The 19,166-nt window shown below is 51.5% G+C and carries 17 protein-coding genes; 13 read left to right on the top strand and 4 right to left on the bottom strand.

Going from position 1 to position 19,166, the window contains the following annotated elements; translation table 11 throughout:
- The first annotated feature begins 176 nt into the window (after positions 1–176).
- The 10 genes from M2108_RS21595 (at position 177) to M2108_RS21550 (ending at position 11,235) form a co-directional block, all read left to right on the top strand.
- Positions 177–1,118, top strand: a complete 942-nt coding sequence (locus M2108_RS21595) for an alpha/beta hydrolase (protein ID WP_277471299.1) — start codon at positions 177–179, stop codon at positions 1,116–1,118.
- A gap of 502 nt (positions 1,119–1,620) precedes the next feature.
- Positions 1,621–3,153 (top strand): HD-GYP domain-containing protein, encoded by a 1,533-nt coding sequence (locus M2108_RS21590; RefSeq protein ID WP_277471298.1) that lies wholly within the window; start codon positions 1,621–1,623, stop codon positions 3,151–3,153.
- A 210-nt stretch (positions 3,154–3,363) separates the two neighbouring features.
- A complete protein-coding gene (locus M2108_RS21585; protein WP_068723743.1) occupies positions 3,364–3,747 on the top strand; it encodes a NusG domain II-containing protein in 384 nt (127 codons plus the stop codon).
- Positions 3,731–4,294, top strand: a complete 564-nt coding sequence (locus M2108_RS21580) for a Gx transporter family protein (RefSeq protein WP_068723745.1) — start codon at positions 3,731–3,733, stop codon at positions 4,292–4,294. The genes M2108_RS21585 and M2108_RS21580 overlap by 17 nt, the downstream gene beginning before the upstream one ends.
- Before the next feature lie 19 nt (positions 4,295–4,313).
- Positions 4,314–5,171 carry an ATP-binding cassette domain-containing protein gene (locus M2108_RS21575; protein WP_277471297.1) on the top strand — a complete coding sequence of 286 codons (858 nt, stop codon included), beginning with the start codon at positions 4,314–4,316 and terminating at the stop codon, positions 5,169–5,171.
- A complete protein-coding gene (locus M2108_RS21570; protein WP_277471296.1) occupies positions 5,147–6,025 on the top strand; it encodes an energy-coupling factor transporter ATPase in 879 nt (292 codons plus the stop codon). The genes M2108_RS21575 and M2108_RS21570 overlap by 25 nt, the downstream gene beginning before the upstream one ends.
- Complete coding sequence (locus M2108_RS21565; RefSeq protein ID WP_277471295.1) at positions 6,018–6,809, top strand: energy-coupling factor transporter transmembrane component T family protein; 792 nt, start codon at positions 6,018–6,020, stop codon at positions 6,807–6,809. Before M2108_RS21570 ends, M2108_RS21565 begins: the two co-directional genes overlap by 8 nt.
- A gap of 19 nt (positions 6,810–6,828) precedes the next feature.
- Positions 6,829–8,754, top strand: a complete 1,926-nt coding sequence (locus M2108_RS21560) for a peptidase U32 family protein (protein WP_277471294.1) — start codon at positions 6,829–6,831, stop codon at positions 8,752–8,754.
- Between the two features lie 243 nt (positions 8,755–8,997).
- Entirely contained in the window at positions 8,998–10,308 is a 1,311-nt protein-coding gene (locus M2108_RS21555; RefSeq protein ID WP_277471293.1) for an aspartate aminotransferase family protein, read from the top strand.
- A gap of 42 nt (positions 10,309–10,350) precedes the next feature.
- Complete coding sequence (locus M2108_RS21550) at positions 10,351–11,235, top strand: UbiA-like polyprenyltransferase (RefSeq protein WP_277471292.1); 885 nt, start codon at positions 10,351–10,353, stop codon at positions 11,233–11,235.
- Between the two features lie 926 nt (positions 11,236–12,161).
- Here the strand turns inward: M2108_RS21550 and M2108_RS21545 are convergent.
- The 4 genes from M2108_RS21545 to M2108_RS21530 form a co-directional block, all read right to left on the bottom strand.
- Positions 12,162–13,142, bottom strand: coding sequence for a polyprenyl synthetase family protein (locus M2108_RS21545; RefSeq protein ID WP_277471291.1), 981 nt, complete (start codon positions 13,140–13,142; stop codon positions 12,162–12,164).
- 18 nt (positions 13,143–13,160) lie between these two features.
- Positions 13,161–13,610, bottom strand: a complete 450-nt coding sequence (locus tag M2108_RS21540; RefSeq protein ID WP_277471290.1) for a hypothetical protein — start codon at positions 13,608–13,610, stop codon at positions 13,161–13,163.
- 170 nt (positions 13,611–13,780) lie between these two features.
- On the bottom strand, positions 13,781–15,661 hold the full coding sequence (locus tag M2108_RS21535) for an FAD-dependent oxidoreductase (RefSeq protein ID WP_277471289.1): 1,881 nt from the start codon (positions 15,659–15,661) through the stop codon (positions 13,781–13,783).
- A 50-nt stretch (positions 15,662–15,711) separates the two neighbouring features.
- Complete coding sequence (locus M2108_RS21530; RefSeq protein ID WP_277471288.1) at positions 15,712–16,620, bottom strand: FMN-binding protein; 909 nt, start codon at positions 16,618–16,620, stop codon at positions 15,712–15,714.
- A 467-nt stretch (positions 16,621–17,087) separates the two neighbouring features.
- Between M2108_RS21530 and M2108_RS21525 the strand changes: the two genes are divergently transcribed.
- The 3 genes from M2108_RS21525 to M2108_RS21515 all read left to right on the top strand — a co-directional run bounded on the left by M2108_RS21525 (position 17,088) and on the right by M2108_RS21515 (position 19,151).
- Positions 17,088–17,291 (top strand): CsbD family protein, encoded by a 204-nt coding sequence (locus M2108_RS21525; RefSeq protein ID WP_068723759.1) that lies wholly within the window; start codon positions 17,088–17,090, stop codon positions 17,289–17,291.
- 56 nt (positions 17,292–17,347) lie between these two features.
- Positions 17,348–17,614, top strand: coding sequence for a hypothetical protein (locus M2108_RS21520; RefSeq protein WP_277471287.1), 267 nt, complete (start codon positions 17,348–17,350; stop codon positions 17,612–17,614).
- Positions 17,615–17,753: 139 nt separating this feature from the next.
- Complete coding sequence (locus tag M2108_RS21515) at positions 17,754–19,151, top strand: ATP-binding protein (RefSeq protein WP_277471286.1); 1,398 nt, start codon at positions 17,754–17,756, stop codon at positions 19,149–19,151.
- Positions 19,152–19,166 lie beyond the last annotated feature (15 nt).

Genomic DNA, 19,166 nt, shown 5'->3' with positions numbered 1-19,166 from the left:
CAGAAAGGCTTAAAGGCTGCTGCCGGAAGGGGTATAGCTCCGGGCAGCCTTTTTTATGCTGCTTTTCGTAAATGCCCATACGGCATGCTATACTTTGCAGACATTAGCAGCCGCAGGATATTAGAACATGGACCGGCGGCTAACAAGCAGATGCTGATTGTAAGGAGGCAATACAGATGTGGATGATCATCATAGCAGCAATCATTATCATTGCAGCCGCCGCGCTGCTTTATGCCGGCTTTTTTTTCTACGGGGTGGCAATCCACCGTGCACCAAAGGAGTTTTTGGCCACCAGTCCGGATCTGAAGCTCGATCCGCCTGTTGCCGGGGCTTCCTGGGGTGAGGGAGCCGAGTGGGTTTCCCGCCAGCATTTCCGGGAGGTCCAGCTGGTTTCAGATGACGGCCTGCAGCTTAGGGGTTATTTTCTTCCTTCTGAACGGGCAGAAGGCCGCACGGCCATTATCGCCCACGGTTATTCCGGAAAGGGGAAGGATATGGGGGCAATTGCCAAAATGTATTACGAGCGTCTGGGCTATAATGTGCTGCTACCGGATGCGAGGGGCCACGGGCAAAGCGAAGGCCATTATATCGGATTCGGCTGGCCGGAACGCCGGGATATGGTGAAATGGATTGCTTACATCCTGGAAGAGACCGGACCAGAGGCCCGGATTGTGCTGCACGGGGTGTCCATGGGCGGGGCGACGGTGCTGATGACTTCGGGAGAAGAGCTTCCGGTGCAGGTCAAGGCCATCGTGGAAGACTGCGGTTACAGCTCGGTGAAGGCGCAGTTGTCCTATCAGCTCCGGCGGATGTACCGCCTGCCGGGCTTTCCGTTTGTGCAGTGTGCCAGCCTGGTTACCCGGATCAAAGCAGGCTACTTCTTCGGGGATGCCTCCGCGCTCAAGCAGGTGCGTAAGGCCAGGGTGCCAATTCTGTTCATTCATGGAGATGCGGACAGGTTCGTACCCTTTTACATGATGGAGGAGCTGTATCAGGCCTGCAGTGCCCCGAAAGAAAAGCTGATCGTGCACGGGGCGGGACATGGTCTGGCTTACGATACGGATAAGACGGGGTATATCGCCAGGGTAAGCGGCTTTGTACAGCGGTATGTACATTGATTCCGGAAAGATCCCCTGAAAAGTAGACGTGCCCGGTATCCGCTTGGCGCGGTTACCGGGCACTAATATGTTCCACACATGGCCTGCTTCCTGCAACGTATAAGCAGCTAAACCATGTCTTACAGGTATATTCATCCCCCGCCGTCAGTGAGCGTAACGGGTGTCGTAATTCCTTGTTATTTCCAGCAGCCGTATGGCGAGAATAATCCTTCCAAAACGACAAGAGCCCTACCTCTCTCTTGTCCTTGCGGCTCCGTGGCCGCGCCAGTGTGAATCGGAATGCTATGTTCGAATTTCATCTCATAAAAAGGAAGAGTCATGCAAGAAAACGTAAGATTTTGTGTCCGGATTGCCGATAATGAAAAGAAGTAAAACAATCGGCCTGACATCTTCTTGAAGGGGATACATATACACCTAAACAAATATTCCTATATTATATCACGAAATATATATAAGTGCAAACATAAGTAGGAGCTGGGTAAGACCGGGGATTGGAGAGCTAATGAATATATACGGGGCATTTTTAAGAAAGCAGATTGGCAATTATTTATTCGGCTCCGTCATTGGGGTTATGGCGGTAGGCAGCCTGATCCTGCTTACTTCTCTGGAGATCAGCATTGTAGAGTACGGACGGCTGCTGATTGTACTCCTGCTCTCATTCATTATAATGGCAGTTACGGAAATCAGTGTATTCTTAAGGCAGATCAAGCCGATTCGTACGGCCCTGCTGGACCCGGGGCCTGGACTGGATGTGCTGGAGGCGGCCTATCTGCACACCCACCAGCTACCCAGAAAAGCAGTTATGCGGATTCTAGGCCCGCATCTACTGGGGTTTTCACTGCCGGCAGCCCTGATGACCTTCTGGATGATTCACACCGGTCTGCTTACTATACCGTACTTTTACCTGGTGATGGCCATTTTCGGAGCCGTGCTTGTGGCCAGCATGCATGCGCTGATCGAATTTTATCTGACCTGTTCGGCCATCATTCCGCTGATCAAGGAATTCAGGAACCGGGCAATGGAGCTGCACAAGGTCGATTTCTCGCTGGAAGGTCATGTCTTTGTGCCCATCCGCCCGAAATTTCTTATCAGCTGTATGCTGATCGGCACGTTCCCGCTGTTTCTTTTTATTATGGCGACCCATATACGCATGAACAATAACGGAATCGGCCTGCTGGTCGGAGTCCAGAATTACTGGGTCTGGGCAGGAATGGTGCTGCTGATCGGCACCCTGTTCTCCTCGGTGGCAGCCCTCCTCCTGACCAACAGTGTGCAGCATCCGATTAACGAGCTGTATAAGGCCATGAACAATATCAGAGACGGACGCCTCCTGCAGGTGCAGGATGAATATTCTGATGAATTCTCCAAGCTGGTCGCCGGATTTAATATGATGGTGCGCGGACTACAGGACCGTGAGCAGCAGAGCCGGCAACTGCTGGACAGCTATTTTACGACGCTCGCCGTTGCTCTGGATGCCCGGGACTCTTATACTGCAGGCCACTCGCTGAGGGTGGCGGAGTACTCGGTTATTATCGGACAGCTGGCCGGTCTGACCGGTCAAAGCCTGGACGATCTGCGCAAGTCGGCGCTGCTGCATGACATCGGCAAAATTGGCGTACCCGATAACGTCCTGTTCAAGGAAGGCAATCTGACGGATGAGGAGTTCGATCAGATCAAGAGCCATCCGGTACTCGGGGAAAATATACTGCGCCAGATTGAGCCGGTGGAGAAAATGGCTCCTTACTTGGGCGGTGTACGCTCACACCATGAGCGTTACGACGGGAAGGGGTATCCCGACGCTCTGGCAGGGATGGACATTCCGCTGCACGGCAGGATTATTGCAGTGGCGGATGCCTATGATGCGATGACCTCGGACCGGCCTTACCGCAAGGGCATGGACCATGAGCAGGCGCTGGCTATTCTGGAGAAGGGTCGGGGCAGCCAGTGGGATCCGCAGTTCGCCGGGTTATTCCTGGCCTACTTCGGCAAAAATATTCACAAGGACGAGAGGGAATATCCGGGGCGTACCGGATAGCAAGCACAGCTGAACGTGTTCCCGGACCTATACTTTTCAGGAGAAAGCGGATACCATCCAGATTATGGGGGTGTCCGCTTCTGCTTGCGTGCCTATTTTGTGAAACAGCTCTGTAAAACCGACAATTAACGACTACATTCATTGAAGGATTAAGGGCAGACCGTTATAATTATGAAGTCTGGTTTTTAATTAAAAAATAAGGAGAATTCTATGAAACGCGCAGACGTGCTGCTTATTTCCATCGTGCTGATTGCTGCGCTTGCCTTTCTCGTGCCAAGATGGCTGGGCGACGATAAAGGCGGGCCGGGCAAGAATCTCGTGGCCAACATAACAGTGGACGGCAAGCTATTTAAGACTGTGCAGCTTACAAAGGAAGAACAGAGTATCGAAATCCGCACAGAGCGGGGCTATAACCTTTTAAAAGTGCATGATTACGGAATCGAAATGTATGAAGCGGATTGCCCCGATCAGGTATGTCTCGGCTTCGGCCGGATTACCCAGCCCAAACAGACCATCGTCTGTCTGCCGCACCGGGTGCTGGTAGAGATTGCAGGGACTTCGGGAGGAGATGAAATCGATGGCTATGTCCAGTAAGGAATCGGCAACAGCGCTGAAAAGAACGGTCATTATTGCGATATTTGCGGCCGTTGCTGTAGTGCTTAGTATAGTGGAAGCCCAGATTCCGCTTGCCGGAATGGGACTGATGCCCGGCGCCAAGCTGGGCTTTGCCAACATCATGATTCTGACTTGTATTTATTTTTTACGCGGGCGCGATGCTTTTGTGCTGGTGATCCTGAAGACCCTGCTTACTGCATTCCTGCTTGGTACGTTCTCAAGCCTGCTCTTCAGCCTGTTCGGCTCCCTGCTCAGCTTCGTGGTTATGTTCCTGCTTGTCCGCTTCACCGGCAAAAGACTGAGTGTCATCGGAATCAGCATCGCCGGCGGACTTGCCCATAATACAGGACAGCTGCTGGCTGCATCCATGGTATTTAATTCTGCAAGTATTCTGTACTACCTGCCGATCCTGCTGATTACCGGGATTGTAACCGGAATTCTGGTCGGCTTTGCAGTGCGTTATCTGGTGGCTTCACTGTCAAAGATTTCGCTGTTTGAAGAGTTTTTGGACGGTCGGAGCCACTAGCTGCGGAAGGATGACGAACATGAAGGAAACTAACATTGTAAATGAAACTGGAGAGGCAGTCATCTCTTTGGAAGGGGTGGCATTTGGTTATGATCCGGAGCACCCTATTCTGCACAATATTACACTGTCGGTTCCCCGGGGGCAGTGGGTAAGCATTGTCGGCCCGAACGGCTGCGGCAAATCAACGCTCGTTAAGCTGCTGAATGCCCTGCTTCCCAAAAGCGCAGGGGAAATTGTAGTCTGCGGGCAGCCTCTGGAAGAAGAAACCATCGGGTCAATCCGCGGAAGCATCGGCATGGTCTTTCAGAATCCTGACAACCAGTTTATCGGGGCTACCGTAGAGGAGGATATCCTGTTCGGTCTGGAAGGACTGTGTTTATCCTATGAAGAGATGGACGAACGCCTGAAGCTGTATACAGAGAAGCTGGGAATCAGCCATCTGCTGTCCAAACATCCGGGTGAGCTGTCCGGCGGCCAGAAGCAGCGGGTGGCAATCGCCTCCATTCTAGCTATGAAGCCAGGCATCGTCATCTTTGACGAGGCCTCTTCCATGTTGGACGAGGGCAGCCGCAACGAGCTGCTGGTTATTCTGCAGGGCATGCGTGACGAAGGCTATACCATTCTGATGATTACGCATGATGCTGATGAGATTCTGGCATCCGACCGGGTGCTGGCCCTTCACGGGGGCAGCCTGGCGGCAGATCTTACACCCGAGGAACTGTTCCGGGATCAGGAGCTTCTTGCCAAATGTCATCTGCGTGAGCCGTATCCCTGGCAGCTTGCCCGTGAATTACAGCGCTTAGGCATCAGGATGGATGTTCCCGCCAGTGAAAAGGAGCTTATAGATTCGTTATGGCCATACAACTACAGCAAGTAAGCTATACCTACGCTGACCGGAGCCTGTGGAGGCAGACGGCGCTGCATGATATTAATCTTAGTATTGCCAAAGGATCCATGGTCGGAATCGCCGGGGCAACCGGCTCCGGCAAGTCTACGCTTCTGCAGCTGTTCAACGGGATTCTGAAGCCGTCCCGGGGAACAGTCCAGGTACTGGATGTGACGATACAGGCGGGGGGGAAGGCGCCCAGGCTGCTGCCGCTGCGCCGCAGGGTCGGCCTGGTTTTTCAGTTCCCGGAGCAGCAGATGTTTGAAGAGACGGTCGAGAAGGATCTGATCTTCGGGCCGCTGAATTTCGGAATGAGCCCGGAGGAGGCCAAAGCGCGCGCCCGTCAGGCTATGACCGATATGGGACTGGATCTTGCACTGCTGGAGCGCAACCCGTTCCGGCTAAGCGGAGGACAGATGCGCAAGGCGGCCATTGCTTCCGTGCTGGCGATGGATCCGGAGATTATTGTTCTGGATGAACCGACAGCGACACTGGACCCGCTGAGCCGGGCCGAGCTGATCGGACTGCTGGAGCGGCTCTGCCGCGAGCAGGGCCGGACCATTATTATTGTAACCCACCGCATGGACGAGCTGCTGCCGTATGCTGATCACTGGGCGCTGCTCAAGGAAGGCGGGCTTATTTTTGAGGGGAGCAGCCTTGCGCTTGCGCAAGACCCGGATATTCTGGAGCGCAGCGGGCTGAGTGTGCCGCAATCGCTCCGCTATTGGCAGGCGGTTGCCCGGCGTTTCGGACTGGAGGGCGAGCAGCCCTGCCTGACTGCACAAAGCCTGGCTGAGCGGATATCTTTGCTGCAGGCTGAAGGGATGAGGGATAGCCATGAATGAACGTCTGCTGCTGGGACGCAGCATAGAGACCGGCTCCTGGGTACATAAGCTGGATGCCCGGTCCAAAATAACCGGAATGCTGCTGTACCTCGCCATTATTCTGCTTTCACATTCCTGGGCGGCCATGGGTCTGCTGGCGGTATTCTCCGTTCTGGTGATGCTGTCAACGCGCATTTCGCTCAAATATTACATTAAATCGGCTAAGCCGTTGCGTTTTTTGATGCTGTTTATTTTTATTGTACAGATGCTCTCGGTAAAAGAAGGCGAAGCCTGGCTGACCTTAGGCTCCTTTTCGCTGTATGAGGGCGGTCTGCGGCTGGGTGCTTTTTCTGTAATCCGGATGCTGTTCCTGGTCACATTCACTTCCCTGCTTACGTTTACGACGACTCCGGGCAAGCTGAATCAGGGGCTGGAGGGTATTCTCTCACCATTCAAGAAGCTTGGGCTGAAGCCTGACCGGCTGACAATGATGATCGGGCTTGCGCTGCGCTTCATTCCGACGATTCTTGATGAATCGCAGATTATCCTGAAGGCACAGGCCTCCCGGGGGGCGGATCTGAAGGAGCTGCCGCTGAAGGAAAAAGGACGGATGCTCATATCGCTGCTTGTACCAGTAATCACAAGCGCCTTCCGCCGGGCGCAGGATCTGGTCTATTCCATGGAAGCCAGAGGCTTCCGCATGGATGCTCCGCGTACCCGGTATCACCGCCTGAGGTGGGGCGCAGCTGATACTTTATTCGTCGTAATGTTCATCATCATGGGAGTTGCAGTAGCAGTACTGTAATATTTAGGAGGAAACAAGCATGGCACGTTATTTTAATGGCAGGGAAATTGAATTGTTGGCACCGGCAGGCACGTTTGAAATCTTCAAGGAAGTCATTCAATCGGCTTGTGATGCGGTTTATTTTGGCGGACCGGTTCTGAATATGCGGATGATGCGCAAAGGCTACAACCTGTCGCATGAGGAGATTGCCCAGGCGCTGGTCATGGCCCATAATCTCGGCAAAAAAGTCTATGTTACCGTCAACAATCTGTTCAGTGAAGAGGATGTGGAAGAAGCCAGAGAGTATCTGCAGTTCCTGGACGAGGTTCAGCCGGATGCGCTGATTGTACAGGATATGGCGGTGCTGGAGCTGATCCGCGAAATGGGGCTGACCGTACCGATTCATGCTTCTGTCATGATGAATGTCCATAATCTTGAAATGATCTATGCGCTGCGCGATCTCGGGGTAAGCCGGGTAGTCACTTCACGTGAGATGGACCTGCAGACTGCAAAGGTGCTGGGGCAGAGAAGCGGAATGGAGCTGGAGTATTTCATTCACGGTGATATGTGCTCGGTGCACGGGGCCAACTGCTATTTCAGCTCCCAGGTGTTCGGAATGAGCAGCAACCGGGGCAAATGCATGAAGCCCTGCCGCTGGGATTACCGGATCAAGAAGGACGGCTACGTTTTCCCTGCTGAGTATCCGCTGGCGGTCAAAGATATGTTCATGTACGAGCATTTGCCGGAGCTGATCGAATCAGGAATTACCTCGTTCAAAATTGAAGGACGGATGCGCGACAAGGAATTCATGGTGATGCTGGCGAACAGCTACGGCGAAGCGATCGACCGCTATATCGATGATCCGCTTGGATTCGATCGCACCGTAGACTCCAAAACACTGTACAACAACCGCAAACGTGACTTTTCTACAGCGTACGCTTTTGGCAAGCCGGGATTATCGAATATTAACCGCCGCTATGAAGGAACAGGGAAATTCTACAGTACGGGAAAAGTGTTCAGCACCCCTACTTCAGAGCGTGAGCTGTCGGAGAGCCGGGTAATCCAGCTGCGTGAGCGGATGGCAGAAGGCAAAAAAGCGCAGGTGAGCAAGCCTGAACTGGCAGTGCGCGTTAACAATATGGAGCAGGCGAAGCTGGCGCTGGAACTGGGCGTAGAGCATTTGTATCTGCCGGGCGACGTGTTTGAACCGGATCTGCCGCTAACCAAACAGGATATTAAAGAGCTGGGCGCGCTAAAAGGTGAGACGAAGCTGTATCTGGGCATGCCGCGGATGATGACGGAGCTGCATTTTGACCAGTTTAGCCAGCTATTGAGCGGAGAACGCCTGCCGGTAGACGGTTTGCTGGTTACAAATCTGGGAGCGATCCGCCGCTTTAAGGATATGGGTTATCCGATGATCGGTGATGTAAACCTCAATGTATACAATCATCTGGCTGCAGAACTGTATACCGGACTCGGCCTGCAAAAGCTGACGGTTTCACCAGAGATGACGTTAGAGCATTTTGCCACCTTTACCTCCTGCTGTAATCTGCCGCTTGAAGTTGTCGTACACGGCACGCCAGCACTGATGTATATGGAGCATGACCTGTTCGAAAACACTGAGGTTATGGAGCCGATCGGCGAGGAAGATAATATATTTGTCAGCAATGACGTGCTTGTGCTCAAAACAGACAAAGGTGAAAATCCGGTCTACCGCGACCAATACGGACGCTGCCACCTGCTGTTCGCCAAAGAGCTGTGTTATCTGCCGATGCTGGATGAAATGAGCGGCTTGGGAATCTCCACCTTCCGGATTGAAGGAGCTACCTACAGCATTGAAGAGCTGCGTACAATCATTTCAGCATATCAGGCTGCTATTGGCGGCAAGGGAAATAAAGAGGAGCTGCTGGGTGGGCTGAAGCCGGTGTATGCCGGATATACGTTGGGCTCGCTGCAGTTTAATTAATATTTCAAATTTAAAATTATAGGTACATGCTGTTTATTTTGCCAGAGTATAGACTTTCAAGTGACATTTTTCACAAGAAGATTGATAGGCAAGCGAATTGGAAGATTCGCCATCTTTTATCCCATAAATCTGGCGGCAGACGATATAATAGTTAGTAGAGCAAGAATAACCGGCTACGCCGTCCTGAACAGGACGGTTTCCGGTTCTGCGCAGAATTCATCAAGCGAAAGCGAGGGCATCTTCATGGAAACAACATCATTTATCGGCAGAGAGGCTGTCGCCGCCAAACGCAGGCAGTATTTCTATCCTTGTACCGCACACTTTTACCGTGATGCCCCGCAAATTGTACGCGGGAGCATGCAGTATGTTTATGATGAGAACGGCAAAGAATACACGGATTTCTTCGCCGGTGTCTCTGTGGTGGCCTGCGGCCACTGCAATCCGGCGATTACAGACCGCACCATTGCCCAGCTTCAGCAGCTCCAGCATACATCGACTGTATATTTGACCCAGCCGAACGTTGATCTCGCTGAGCGGCTTGCGGCGGTGCTTCCGGGGAACCTGCGGCGCAGCTTTTTCGTGAACAGCGGCTCGGAGGCGAATGAGGGTGCGCTATTGCTGGCCAGAATGCATACCGGACGCAAGGGCTTTATTGCGCTGGAGAGCGGCCTGCACGGACGCACCAATCTGACGATGAGTGTAACCGGTCTGCAGATGTGGCGGACGGATAACTATTTGGACGAGGATGTCACCTTTATTGAGCGGCCGTATCATCCTGATCTGACTCTGGAAGAGGCGGCAGCCTTGTCCATTAAGAGCCTGAAGCGGGTCCTGGAAGAAAAGGGAGATACCATCGCCGCGATGATCGTTGAACCGATTCAGGGCAATGGCGGCATGATTATGCCGGCGGCTTCGTATTTCCGCGAGGTCAAGGCGCTGCTGGAGCAATACGGCGTGCTGCTGATCGACGATGAGATCCAGACCGGCTACGGCCGTACCGGCGCCATGTTCGCAATCGAGCATTTCGGAGTGGTTCCGGATATTATTAGTATGGCAAAAGCGCTCGGCAACGGCGTGCCGGTAGCAGCCTTCGCCACTACAGATGAAATCGCCGCCTCCCTGAACCGTCCGTCGGCCTCCACCTTCGGCGGTAATCCGGTCTCGGCAGCTACGGCGCTGGCTGTGCTTGATTATATTGAGGGTGAGCAGCTGCCGGCACGTGCGGCAGAGCTGGGCGCCCGCCTGAAAGCCGGACTGGAGCAGCTGCAGGAAAGCTATCCGGCGCTGATCACGGACGTGCGGGGCACCGGCTTCATGCTGGGAGCTGAGCTGGCCGGCAATGCTGCTGTGAGTGCTGCTGAACTGACTGATGATGTGCTGGAAGACATGAAGGACTGCGGATATCTGATCGGTAAAAATGGCATCGGCCGCAATGTCCTCGCCTTCCAGCCGCCGCTGGTTGTTACTGCGGAGAATATAGACGGTCTGCTGAAGGCGCTGGGTGAGGCGCTGCTGCAGGCCTCGCGCCGCTTGTCTGCCGCTGTGCAGGCTTAAGCCGGCAGCAGGCGCAGGAATCAAAGGTAAAGGACGAATACAATGGTTATTATGAATGCTTTTAAGACGACAGCCCTTAAGCTGAAAATGTTCAGCGAGCTGGTTATGTTCTCACATACGCTTTTCTCTCTGCCGTTTGCCGTCATCTCAATGGTCTGGGCCGCCGGCGGATGGCCTTCCGGGCATATGATGGTGTGGGGGCTGATTGCCCTGATCGGGGCGCGCAATGGCGCCAATGCCTTCAACCGGCTGGTTGACCGCACCTTTGACAAGCAGAATCCGCGGACGGCGCACCGGCATCTGCCGCAGCAGCTGCTGGCAGAGAAGGAAGTTATTCTGTTTATTATTATCAACTACGCCGTGTTTATCGTTGCCTCCGGCATGCTGAATCTGCTCTGCCTGATTCTGTCGCCTGTGGCGATTGTCCTGATCTCCAGTTATTCGTACACTAAACGGTTCACGTTCCTAAGCCATCTGTATCTGGGCTTTGTCATTGCCTCAGCGCCCATCGGTGCATGGTTCGCTGTGACCGGGAACATTGCCTTCACACCGTTTGTAATCGGCACAGTCGTTATGCTGTGGATTGCCGGCTTTGACATCATCTACGGCACCCAGGACATCGAGTTTGACCGGCGGCACGGCCTCTGGTCGATTCCGAGCTTCTTCGGGCTGAAGAATGCGCTGCTCATCTCCAAGGGCCTGCATTTCATCATGGTGCTGCTGCTGCTCTTCCTGTACGTCTGGCGCGATCTGGGCTGGATGTATCTGGTCGGCATCGGCATCGCAACTCTGCTTCTGATGACGGAGCATCAGATCATCAAGCCGTCGAACCGGAAGCTGATGAAGGTGGCTTCTTATAATTTGAACCAGGTGATCAGTATGGTGATTGTACTGTGCACGCTGATTGATTATTTTTATGTCAGCTAGGGGCGCTTGGTAGGGAGGCCCGCTGTTGCTCGGCAGGGGAGGCTCTGCTGCGAGGAATGTTTGGACTTCCGGCCGCTGTTATGTTTGGATTTCCTCATTTAACCCGCAGTCTGCGGTAGAAATCCAAACATAGCGTATGCTTCCGATGCGAGCTTTCCTTTGGAAAGCTTTTAGGCGGACGCTCCCGCTCCGTAAGGCTCAAAATTCCTCTCCGCTCGCTCTTTGCCTCGCTTGGCTAACAACAAAAAGACAACAGGCCCGGCCCAGTAGGGGGCGGGCAGCAAGGGCGCGTAAAGGCTGGCTACGCGGCCTTTTTGCTGTGCAACAACGTTTAGAGCCAAACCAAAAAATAAGAACAACCCAACCCCGAACCCCGAACCCCGAACCCCGAACCCCGAACCCCGAACCCCGAACCCCGAACCCCGAACCCCGAACCCCGAACCCCGAACCCCGAACCCCGAAAAACAAACAACTGCTAAACAACGCTCACGGGCGCTTTGCTGCGTTCGCTGGTTTAGCAAAAACTGAAAAGCAAAAGCAAAAGCAAAAGCAAAAGCAAAAGCAAAAATAAAGATAGAAAGGGACACAAGCTGCAGGTCATGAGCATCTAAGTGGATTTTCGCTAACTAAATTCCCTGTTTTTTTAAAATTGTAGTGAATAGGTGGAAAATCAACACTTAATTTAGCCGGGAATTCCTTTTTGACGCAAAAGAGATCATATTAAGTGTGCTTTTTCCATCTATTATCCTATTTCCGGTGGTTTTCAGAAAATTAGATGGCGAATTTCCACTTAGTTAATCGCCGTAGTCTCCCCGTATTCCCATAGCGCCAGAACGCAAAAAAAGAGCCCGAAGGCTCTTTGAGGAATAGTTAAAATTTAACACGTTTAAGATACGGCTTAATGTGTTTATACATACCTTAATATCTCAGTAATCACGGCCGGCAAAATACTGCAGCAGTGTCTGCAGATCGGCATGAGCCGGATACCCGGAGAGCTGCTGAATAATGGCAGCCGCCTGGTCCAGATAGCTCTGGCTCACCTCCGCAGTGCGGGCAAGGGCATCGCTGCTGGTAATGAGATTCAGTACATAAGTAACCTCTTCTTCGGAGGAACCGGGGCCAATCTTGCGGATCGCTGGAGCGAGCGCAGGGTCCTGGAGGGCGAACAGGACAGGAAGCGTTACCTGGCCGTGCCGCAGATCACTGCCGGCAGGCTTGCCCAGCTTCTCGGCAGACTGGGTGAAGTCGAGCAGATCATCCTGGATCTGAAACGACATGCCCAGCGCCTCGCCGAAGCGGTACAGGAGCTGGGCCACCTCTTCGGGACTTTCTGTAGAGAGTGCGCCTACCCGCAGGCAGGTAGCCATCAGCATCGCCGTCTTGTTAAGGGACTTCTCAAGGTATTGCTCGAGCGTCAGATCATAATCGAAGGCATGCTCCATCTGCTGGTATTCCCCAAGGCAGAGCTGGGCGGTAGCTACAGATGACAGGTCATGGACGTAGCGGTATTTGTCTCCGCTATATTTGCTTAACAGCTCGATGATTCTGGCGGACATGTAATTGCCGATATGGACAGCGGAGAGTACGCCGGTCTTCACATGCAGGGCGGCTCCGCCGCGCCGCAGCTCGGCATCGTCGATAATATCATCATGAATTAAAGAGGCGGCGTGAATAAATTCAGCAGCGGCAGAGAGCTGCAGTGTTCTGCGTCCGGCTGGTTTGCGGCCGAACCGGCCGCCGACAATGACCATAAGCGGACGCAGGCGCTTGCCTCCGGAGCCGACCAGCTCCAGGATACTCTGGGCGAGCTGTGATTTTTTGGGGACATCCTTATCACGAGCCACTATATTTTCGATTTCACGGTTAATTTCATTCAGGTCAATGTTTAAGGATTCATGCAGCTTCATCTATCGGATTCCCACCTGTCAAATGGCTTTGCTTGTGCGGCTTCGCTGCCTGCTCTCCTGGAGAAGGAATTCATCAATTCCAGCCGCCGGATTATACTCTGCGAAGTCTCCATTTGAACGTCTGATCTGCATTTTCTTAACGGAGGAAGCGAGGTAAGCAACCAGGTCCAGCTCACGGCATTTCACTGCGAACTGCAAATAGAAGCTGTATAAATAATCTCCGTCCAAAATGTTGCGGGTAAGGTCGGGGTGATGTGGGACGCATTCCATATGGCGCTCAGCAGCCAGGGTAAGAATGCTATAAATACCAAGCAAATGGACTTTACGGTCATATTCCAGATCATGGCGTTCCAGTACCGCGAGCATCCGCTCACATTCCGCCGGAGAGAGATCCAATTGAATACCGGCGATCGGGGACATTTCAGCCTGCAATTGCCGGAAAGCATCTTCAATAAGTTGTCTGTTCATTAAGCTTCTCTCCTTCATGTCGGTTTTGACGGAAGCATCCACCGCCCTGATTATCCCTACAAAACCAATCTTTAAAACCTTGTTAAACAAGGAGAGTAATGTGTCCCAGGGACACATTACTCCTTAGAATATATTATTCAACTGTAGCACATATAAAACACATAATAATATCAGTCCGTAAAGAGATACCAGCGCCGTACGAGCGGAAGTCTCTTCCACTGCTTCTTGAGCCAAGGCAGAACGTAGTAGTCAAGGCCGAAGGTGCTGCCGGAGCCGCCGATGCAGGCAATCGCTGCTGCAACATACCAGAGCATTTCTGTTGCTGCCATCTTCGAAGACCAGATCATAGCTGCCATAGCAATGGTTGCTATCGAGGAAATCGCTGTGAACAGGCCGACGATCAGCATCACACCAAAGACGATTTCGGCGCAAACCATACCGATTTGGAACCATTTAGCCAGGAAAGTGTAGGAACCGTCGTTGTTGTAGAACATTAAATCCATGAACCAGTTGGTAGTGTCATAAATGAATCCTGGAACCGGAAGGGCAGATACGGCTTCTTTGGCAGTCGATACAGCTGAAGCTGCCGATTGAGCGTCTACTGTATCTTTAACCGCATCTACAGCTACACTGGCAGAGGATGCAGCATCAGTAGCAAAAGGAGCAGCCGGAATCAGGAAAATCTTATCCGGATCTTCCCAGATCTTCTTCAGCTTGTCGATACCTTCATACAGCCACATTCCCCCGAGCAGCATACGCAGCGGAACGATCCAGAAGTTAGGCGAACGCTTGGAGAAATGGCCGCCCAGGAAGCTCTTACGGTTCTCAACATGGAAGAACTCGTGCATCATGTAAGTCCATACCTTGTTAAAACCTACCACTTGAGAGAGGTAGAACATATTGATAAAATGTTTGGACAGCATAGCCATAAAACCGGTAAGCATGAACAGCTTGCCTGGAAGTCCAACGTTCGCTACACCGTAGCGGCTTCCGATGGAAACCATCGTACCGTGGAATCCCGGTTTGTAGGCTTTTTTAGCTGTACCTTTGATGTCAGCTGTGATGTTTCCGGCAATGACTGGAGCCGCTTGTTCAGCGTTCTCAACCATTTGCGGTACAGGGCGGGTTTCGCCTTCTGGAATAAAGAAGATGTTATCCCCGACAACATAGACATTCTTATGGTCAACGCTCTCCAGGTGCTCGTTGGTAACGATACGTTTACGGCCTTCCTGTTTAACATCAAGGTTGCCCACAATTTCCGAACCTTCAACGCCTGCAGTCCAGACAATCGTCTGGGACTCAACAACGTTCTTCTCGCCGAGGGCAACGCTGCCTTTGCCGACTTCGGTGATTTTTGCGCCGGTTACGATTTCTACATTCAGCTTGCGTAGACGGGCTTCAGCCTTTTGAATCAGCTTATCCGGCAGAATCGGCAGAACCTTAGGAGCCATATCCGCAACAATCAGGCGTACCTCGGAAGGATCGATAAAGAACTCTCTGCACAATTCATCGCGCTGTTCAGCCATTTCACCGACCAGCTCGACACCGGTGAAGCCGGCGCCGATGATAACGAAGGTCAGCATTGCACGGCGTATGGCCGGATTTTTTTCCTTGGCAGCTTTGGTGTACATATCGCGGATTTGACGTTTCAGCGCTACCGCGTCGTCATAGGACCAGAAGGAGAAGGTATTCTCTTCAGCTCCAGGAATACCGAAGAAGGTCGGTTTGCTTCCTGTGCCGATTACCAGGTAATCATAAGCATAAGTAGCTTTATCTGATTTAAGCTTCTTGTTCTTGAAATCGATATTGCTGATCTCATCAAGAACTACATCAACTTTAAGACCTGCAAAGATTTTCTTCAGATCGATCTTAATTGAATCCTCAGGCGCGCGGTTCGCTGAAACCTCATGCAGCTCAGTCAAAAGAGTGTGATAGGGATTCCGGTCGATAAGTTTAATTTCTACATCTTTGTCGTTCTTAAATTTCTTTGCCAGTTTCTTAGCCGTGAGTACGCCGCCGTAGCCGCCGCCCAAAATGACTATTTTCTTCAAGAGAAATTCACCTCATTCGTCTGATTAGCTGCAAGAGGAGAGCGAATTAATTATTTCGCGCCTTCGAGTGCTTTTTCTGCAAGAGTAAAGTATTCGCCTACGTGGATGGATACGCCGGAAATAGCGTCTGTTTTGCCTTCAGCATCAAGGGCAGGAGCTGCACCTTTGTTATCAAGGAAGTATTTTTCAGCCAGTGCGATTTCTTCGTGCCATTCAGCGGAAGCACCGCCGGCTTTCATGCCGTATTTACCATCGATGGAATATTGCTTCTTGTCGTCGCCGGCAGCATTTACACCGCTGAAGTTAACAGCTACAACATTACCATTAGCAACAGTCAGGGCAACAGTGGATTTCCAGCCTGATTCAGCATCCATTTCGCCTTCAGCTTTGTAGCCGCCGTCCTTGTAAGGACCAGCTTCTACAGGACCGGCAGCAAGAGCAGCCTGTGCAGCAGCAGTAAAGTCGTTAACATGTACGGATACGCCGGAGATAGCATCAGTATGACCTTCAGCATCAGTAGTGATTGCAGCAGGATCTTGTTTTTCGATCAGGAATGCTTCAGCCTTTGCAGCCTGTTCGTGCCATTCTGCCTGGGCGCCGCCTTTAGCAACGAGACCGTAGTTACCGTCTTCGGATACTTTCTTCTTCAGGTCGCCGGCATTTTTAACGTTGAATGCGTTCCAGTCAGCTTTGGTGATCTTACCGCCTTCTACTGTCAGCAAAGCGTAAGTCTGCCAGCCGGTTTCTGGATCAGCTTCAATAGTACCGAAATAAGTGCCGTCCTGATATTGGCCTGCTTCAGCGGGAGCGTTGGTCGCTGCATCAGTTGCAGCAGGTGCAGTTGTCTCGGCAGGAGCGTTGGTAGCAGCAGTGTTAGCAGCGTTGTTGTTGTTTCCGCAGCCTGCAAGCAGGGTGCCTAGAACGAGGGCGCTCGACAAAATTACAGAAGCTTTTTTCATTTGTTATGACCTCCAAAATAGTTTAAAATATATATATTAAAATGTAAAACATTTTAATAGACTTGGAAGTGACATTTATCACTTTATAAATGACAAATGTCACTCTTGTTATCGGTATAAGACCTGTTTTGTTGCAGTGCTTTGACATTTATCAGTAAACAAAAGGTAAAATTTAAAACATCTTCTTTCTGCTCCGAAGGCATTTTAGCATAATAACACGCTCATACATGTGAAAATAATCACTTAAACCTAAAAAATTTTATCTGTAAGTAATTTAGCTATGTTTGTACTATATCAAATTTTAAAAAATTTGAACACCCTCTTATAAAAGACTATTATGTGACAAAATCCGACGTTGCCGTTCCGCTGTTCAGGATTCATTGCCGGCGCCGACGGGTAATAAAACAATAGCACGTGAAGCTCTGAATATACCTACAACTACAGGGAAACTAAGGAGATGAACATGTATGGACAGCAACGTATTCAAAGGAAAATGGATGCAGATCAAAGGTGAGGCCAAAAAGCAGTGGGGCCAGCTCACTGACGATGATCTTGATGTAATTGACGGGGAAAAGGATAAATTAATCGGCAAGCTGCAGGAACGCTACGGTCACACAAAAGATCAGGCTGAGGAAGAGTACCGTAACTGGGGGCAGTCTGTCCGGAGCTAACGGATCCTTTTACGAAATAATAAGCTAGTCACATTCGCATGAAGAGGCGGTGTCCTATGTACAAGCCGACCGTCGTCACCGGAAGGATTATTGAAGTGCATGCTGACCGGGTGCTAACCCAGCAAGGCGACATGTTCTGTACCTATAATCCCCGGTATTATAAGCTTCCTGATGCAGAGCTATGGACACAGGCTGAATATGAGCCGGACAAGGGACGGGGACCTGTAATTGAAGAAACAAGTCGGCAACAGGTGCCAAAAAAGCGTTGGAATAGAAGACTGCCTTTATTCTCGCTTCAGAAGAAGAGCGCAAATCGTATATGATTTGCGCTCTTCTTCTTGTTATGTGCACTTAATTCAGGATTCATATATACATAACGTTGGAACTGTGGTTTTATGAATTCAAGGAACTATATGATAGTATGGACAAGACGTTATTTATTTGAGGTGCGGGAGTGAAGCAATGGAATATCTCAAAATATTTTTTGTCAATACAGCGCTGCTGATAACATTGGCTTATTTGGGCAATTTAATATATAAACATACTATTACATATGCACCTGAACAGGTAAAAAAGATATGCTGGGTTCTTGTAGCGATTTTTGCCGGCTGGGTCAGCTCTTTCTTCGGTTACAGGCTGGATGAACATGTGATCTTTGATCTGCGTATTGTGCCGCTGATTATCTCTACCCTGGCTTATCCGCAGCCGTTCATTCTGATTCTGATCGGCGTAGGCACCGGGATCACCCGCCTGACTTTCGGCGTAAATGAAGCAGCGATGGCCGGCGTGATTAATCTGTCTATCCTGGGCTTTGTCTGTGCCGGCCTCAGCCTGTGGGTCAGCCGCTCTGCTGCATCGCTCCGCTTCAAGAGACTGGCGGTAATCCTCATAGTCAACCTGTTCAATACGGTCAATATCCTTATTTTTGGCGTGATTCCGGGCCGGATTTATCTTACAGAGATTATGCCGGTGACCCTGGCCGGAGGCCTGGTCCTTAGTCTGCTGTTCGCGCTGATTATCCGTGACTTCCAGCTGGAGCTGCTGCGCAACGGGCAGATTGTCCGTGCCAATGAGCTGCTATCCTCACAGACCGAGGAGCTGCACAAGAACAAGATTGCTCTGGAGGAGCGGGCCAAGCAGCTGATGCTGGCTTCGCAGTACAAATCAGAGTTTCTGGCTACGATGTCACATGAGCTGCGTACGCCGCTGAACAGTATTATCAACCTGTCACAATTAATAGAAGAAAACAGAGATTCCCTGAGCCCGGAGGAGACCGGGGAATATGCCGGGATTATCCACCGCTCGGGCGAGGATCTGCTCCTGCTCATTAATGACATTCTGGATTTGTCCAAGGTAGAGGCCGGCAAGCTGGACATCAACAAGGAGGACTTGAGCGTCAGCGAAATTCCGGAGCTGCTGGCACTGCAGTTCAGTGTAGCGGCCCGGCTGAAGGGGCTGGAGTTCAAGGTTACACAGGATGCAGAGGTACCCGAAATCATTCATTCGGATCCCCAGCGGGTGCAGCAGATTCTCCGTAACCTGCTCGCGAATGCCGTTAAATTTACTACGGAAGGCAGCATCACACTTAACATCCGCACAATAGAGCAGAAGGAAGGAACCCTGCTGCGGCGCTGGATCGTTTTTGACGTGCAGGATACCGGCATTGGAATTGCCGCAGAGAAGCATGATGTCATCTTCGAAGCCTTCCAGCAGGCGGATGCGACAATCGGGCGCAAATATGGGGGAACCGGACTTGGCTTGTCCATCAGCAATGATCTGGCGAGACTTTTGGGCGGGTTTATCACCCTGCACAGTGAAGAGCAGCAGGGGAGCCGCTTCTCACTTTACCTGCCCTTGTAACTTGGGATGAAGGGC

This window comes from Paenibacillus sp. PastM-3 (genome assembly GCF_029893965.1).
Classification (GTDB): Bacteria; Bacillota; Bacilli; order Paenibacillales; family Paenibacillaceae; genus Paenibacillus_AQ.
This window is presented reverse-complemented; position numbering and strand designations above follow the sequence as displayed.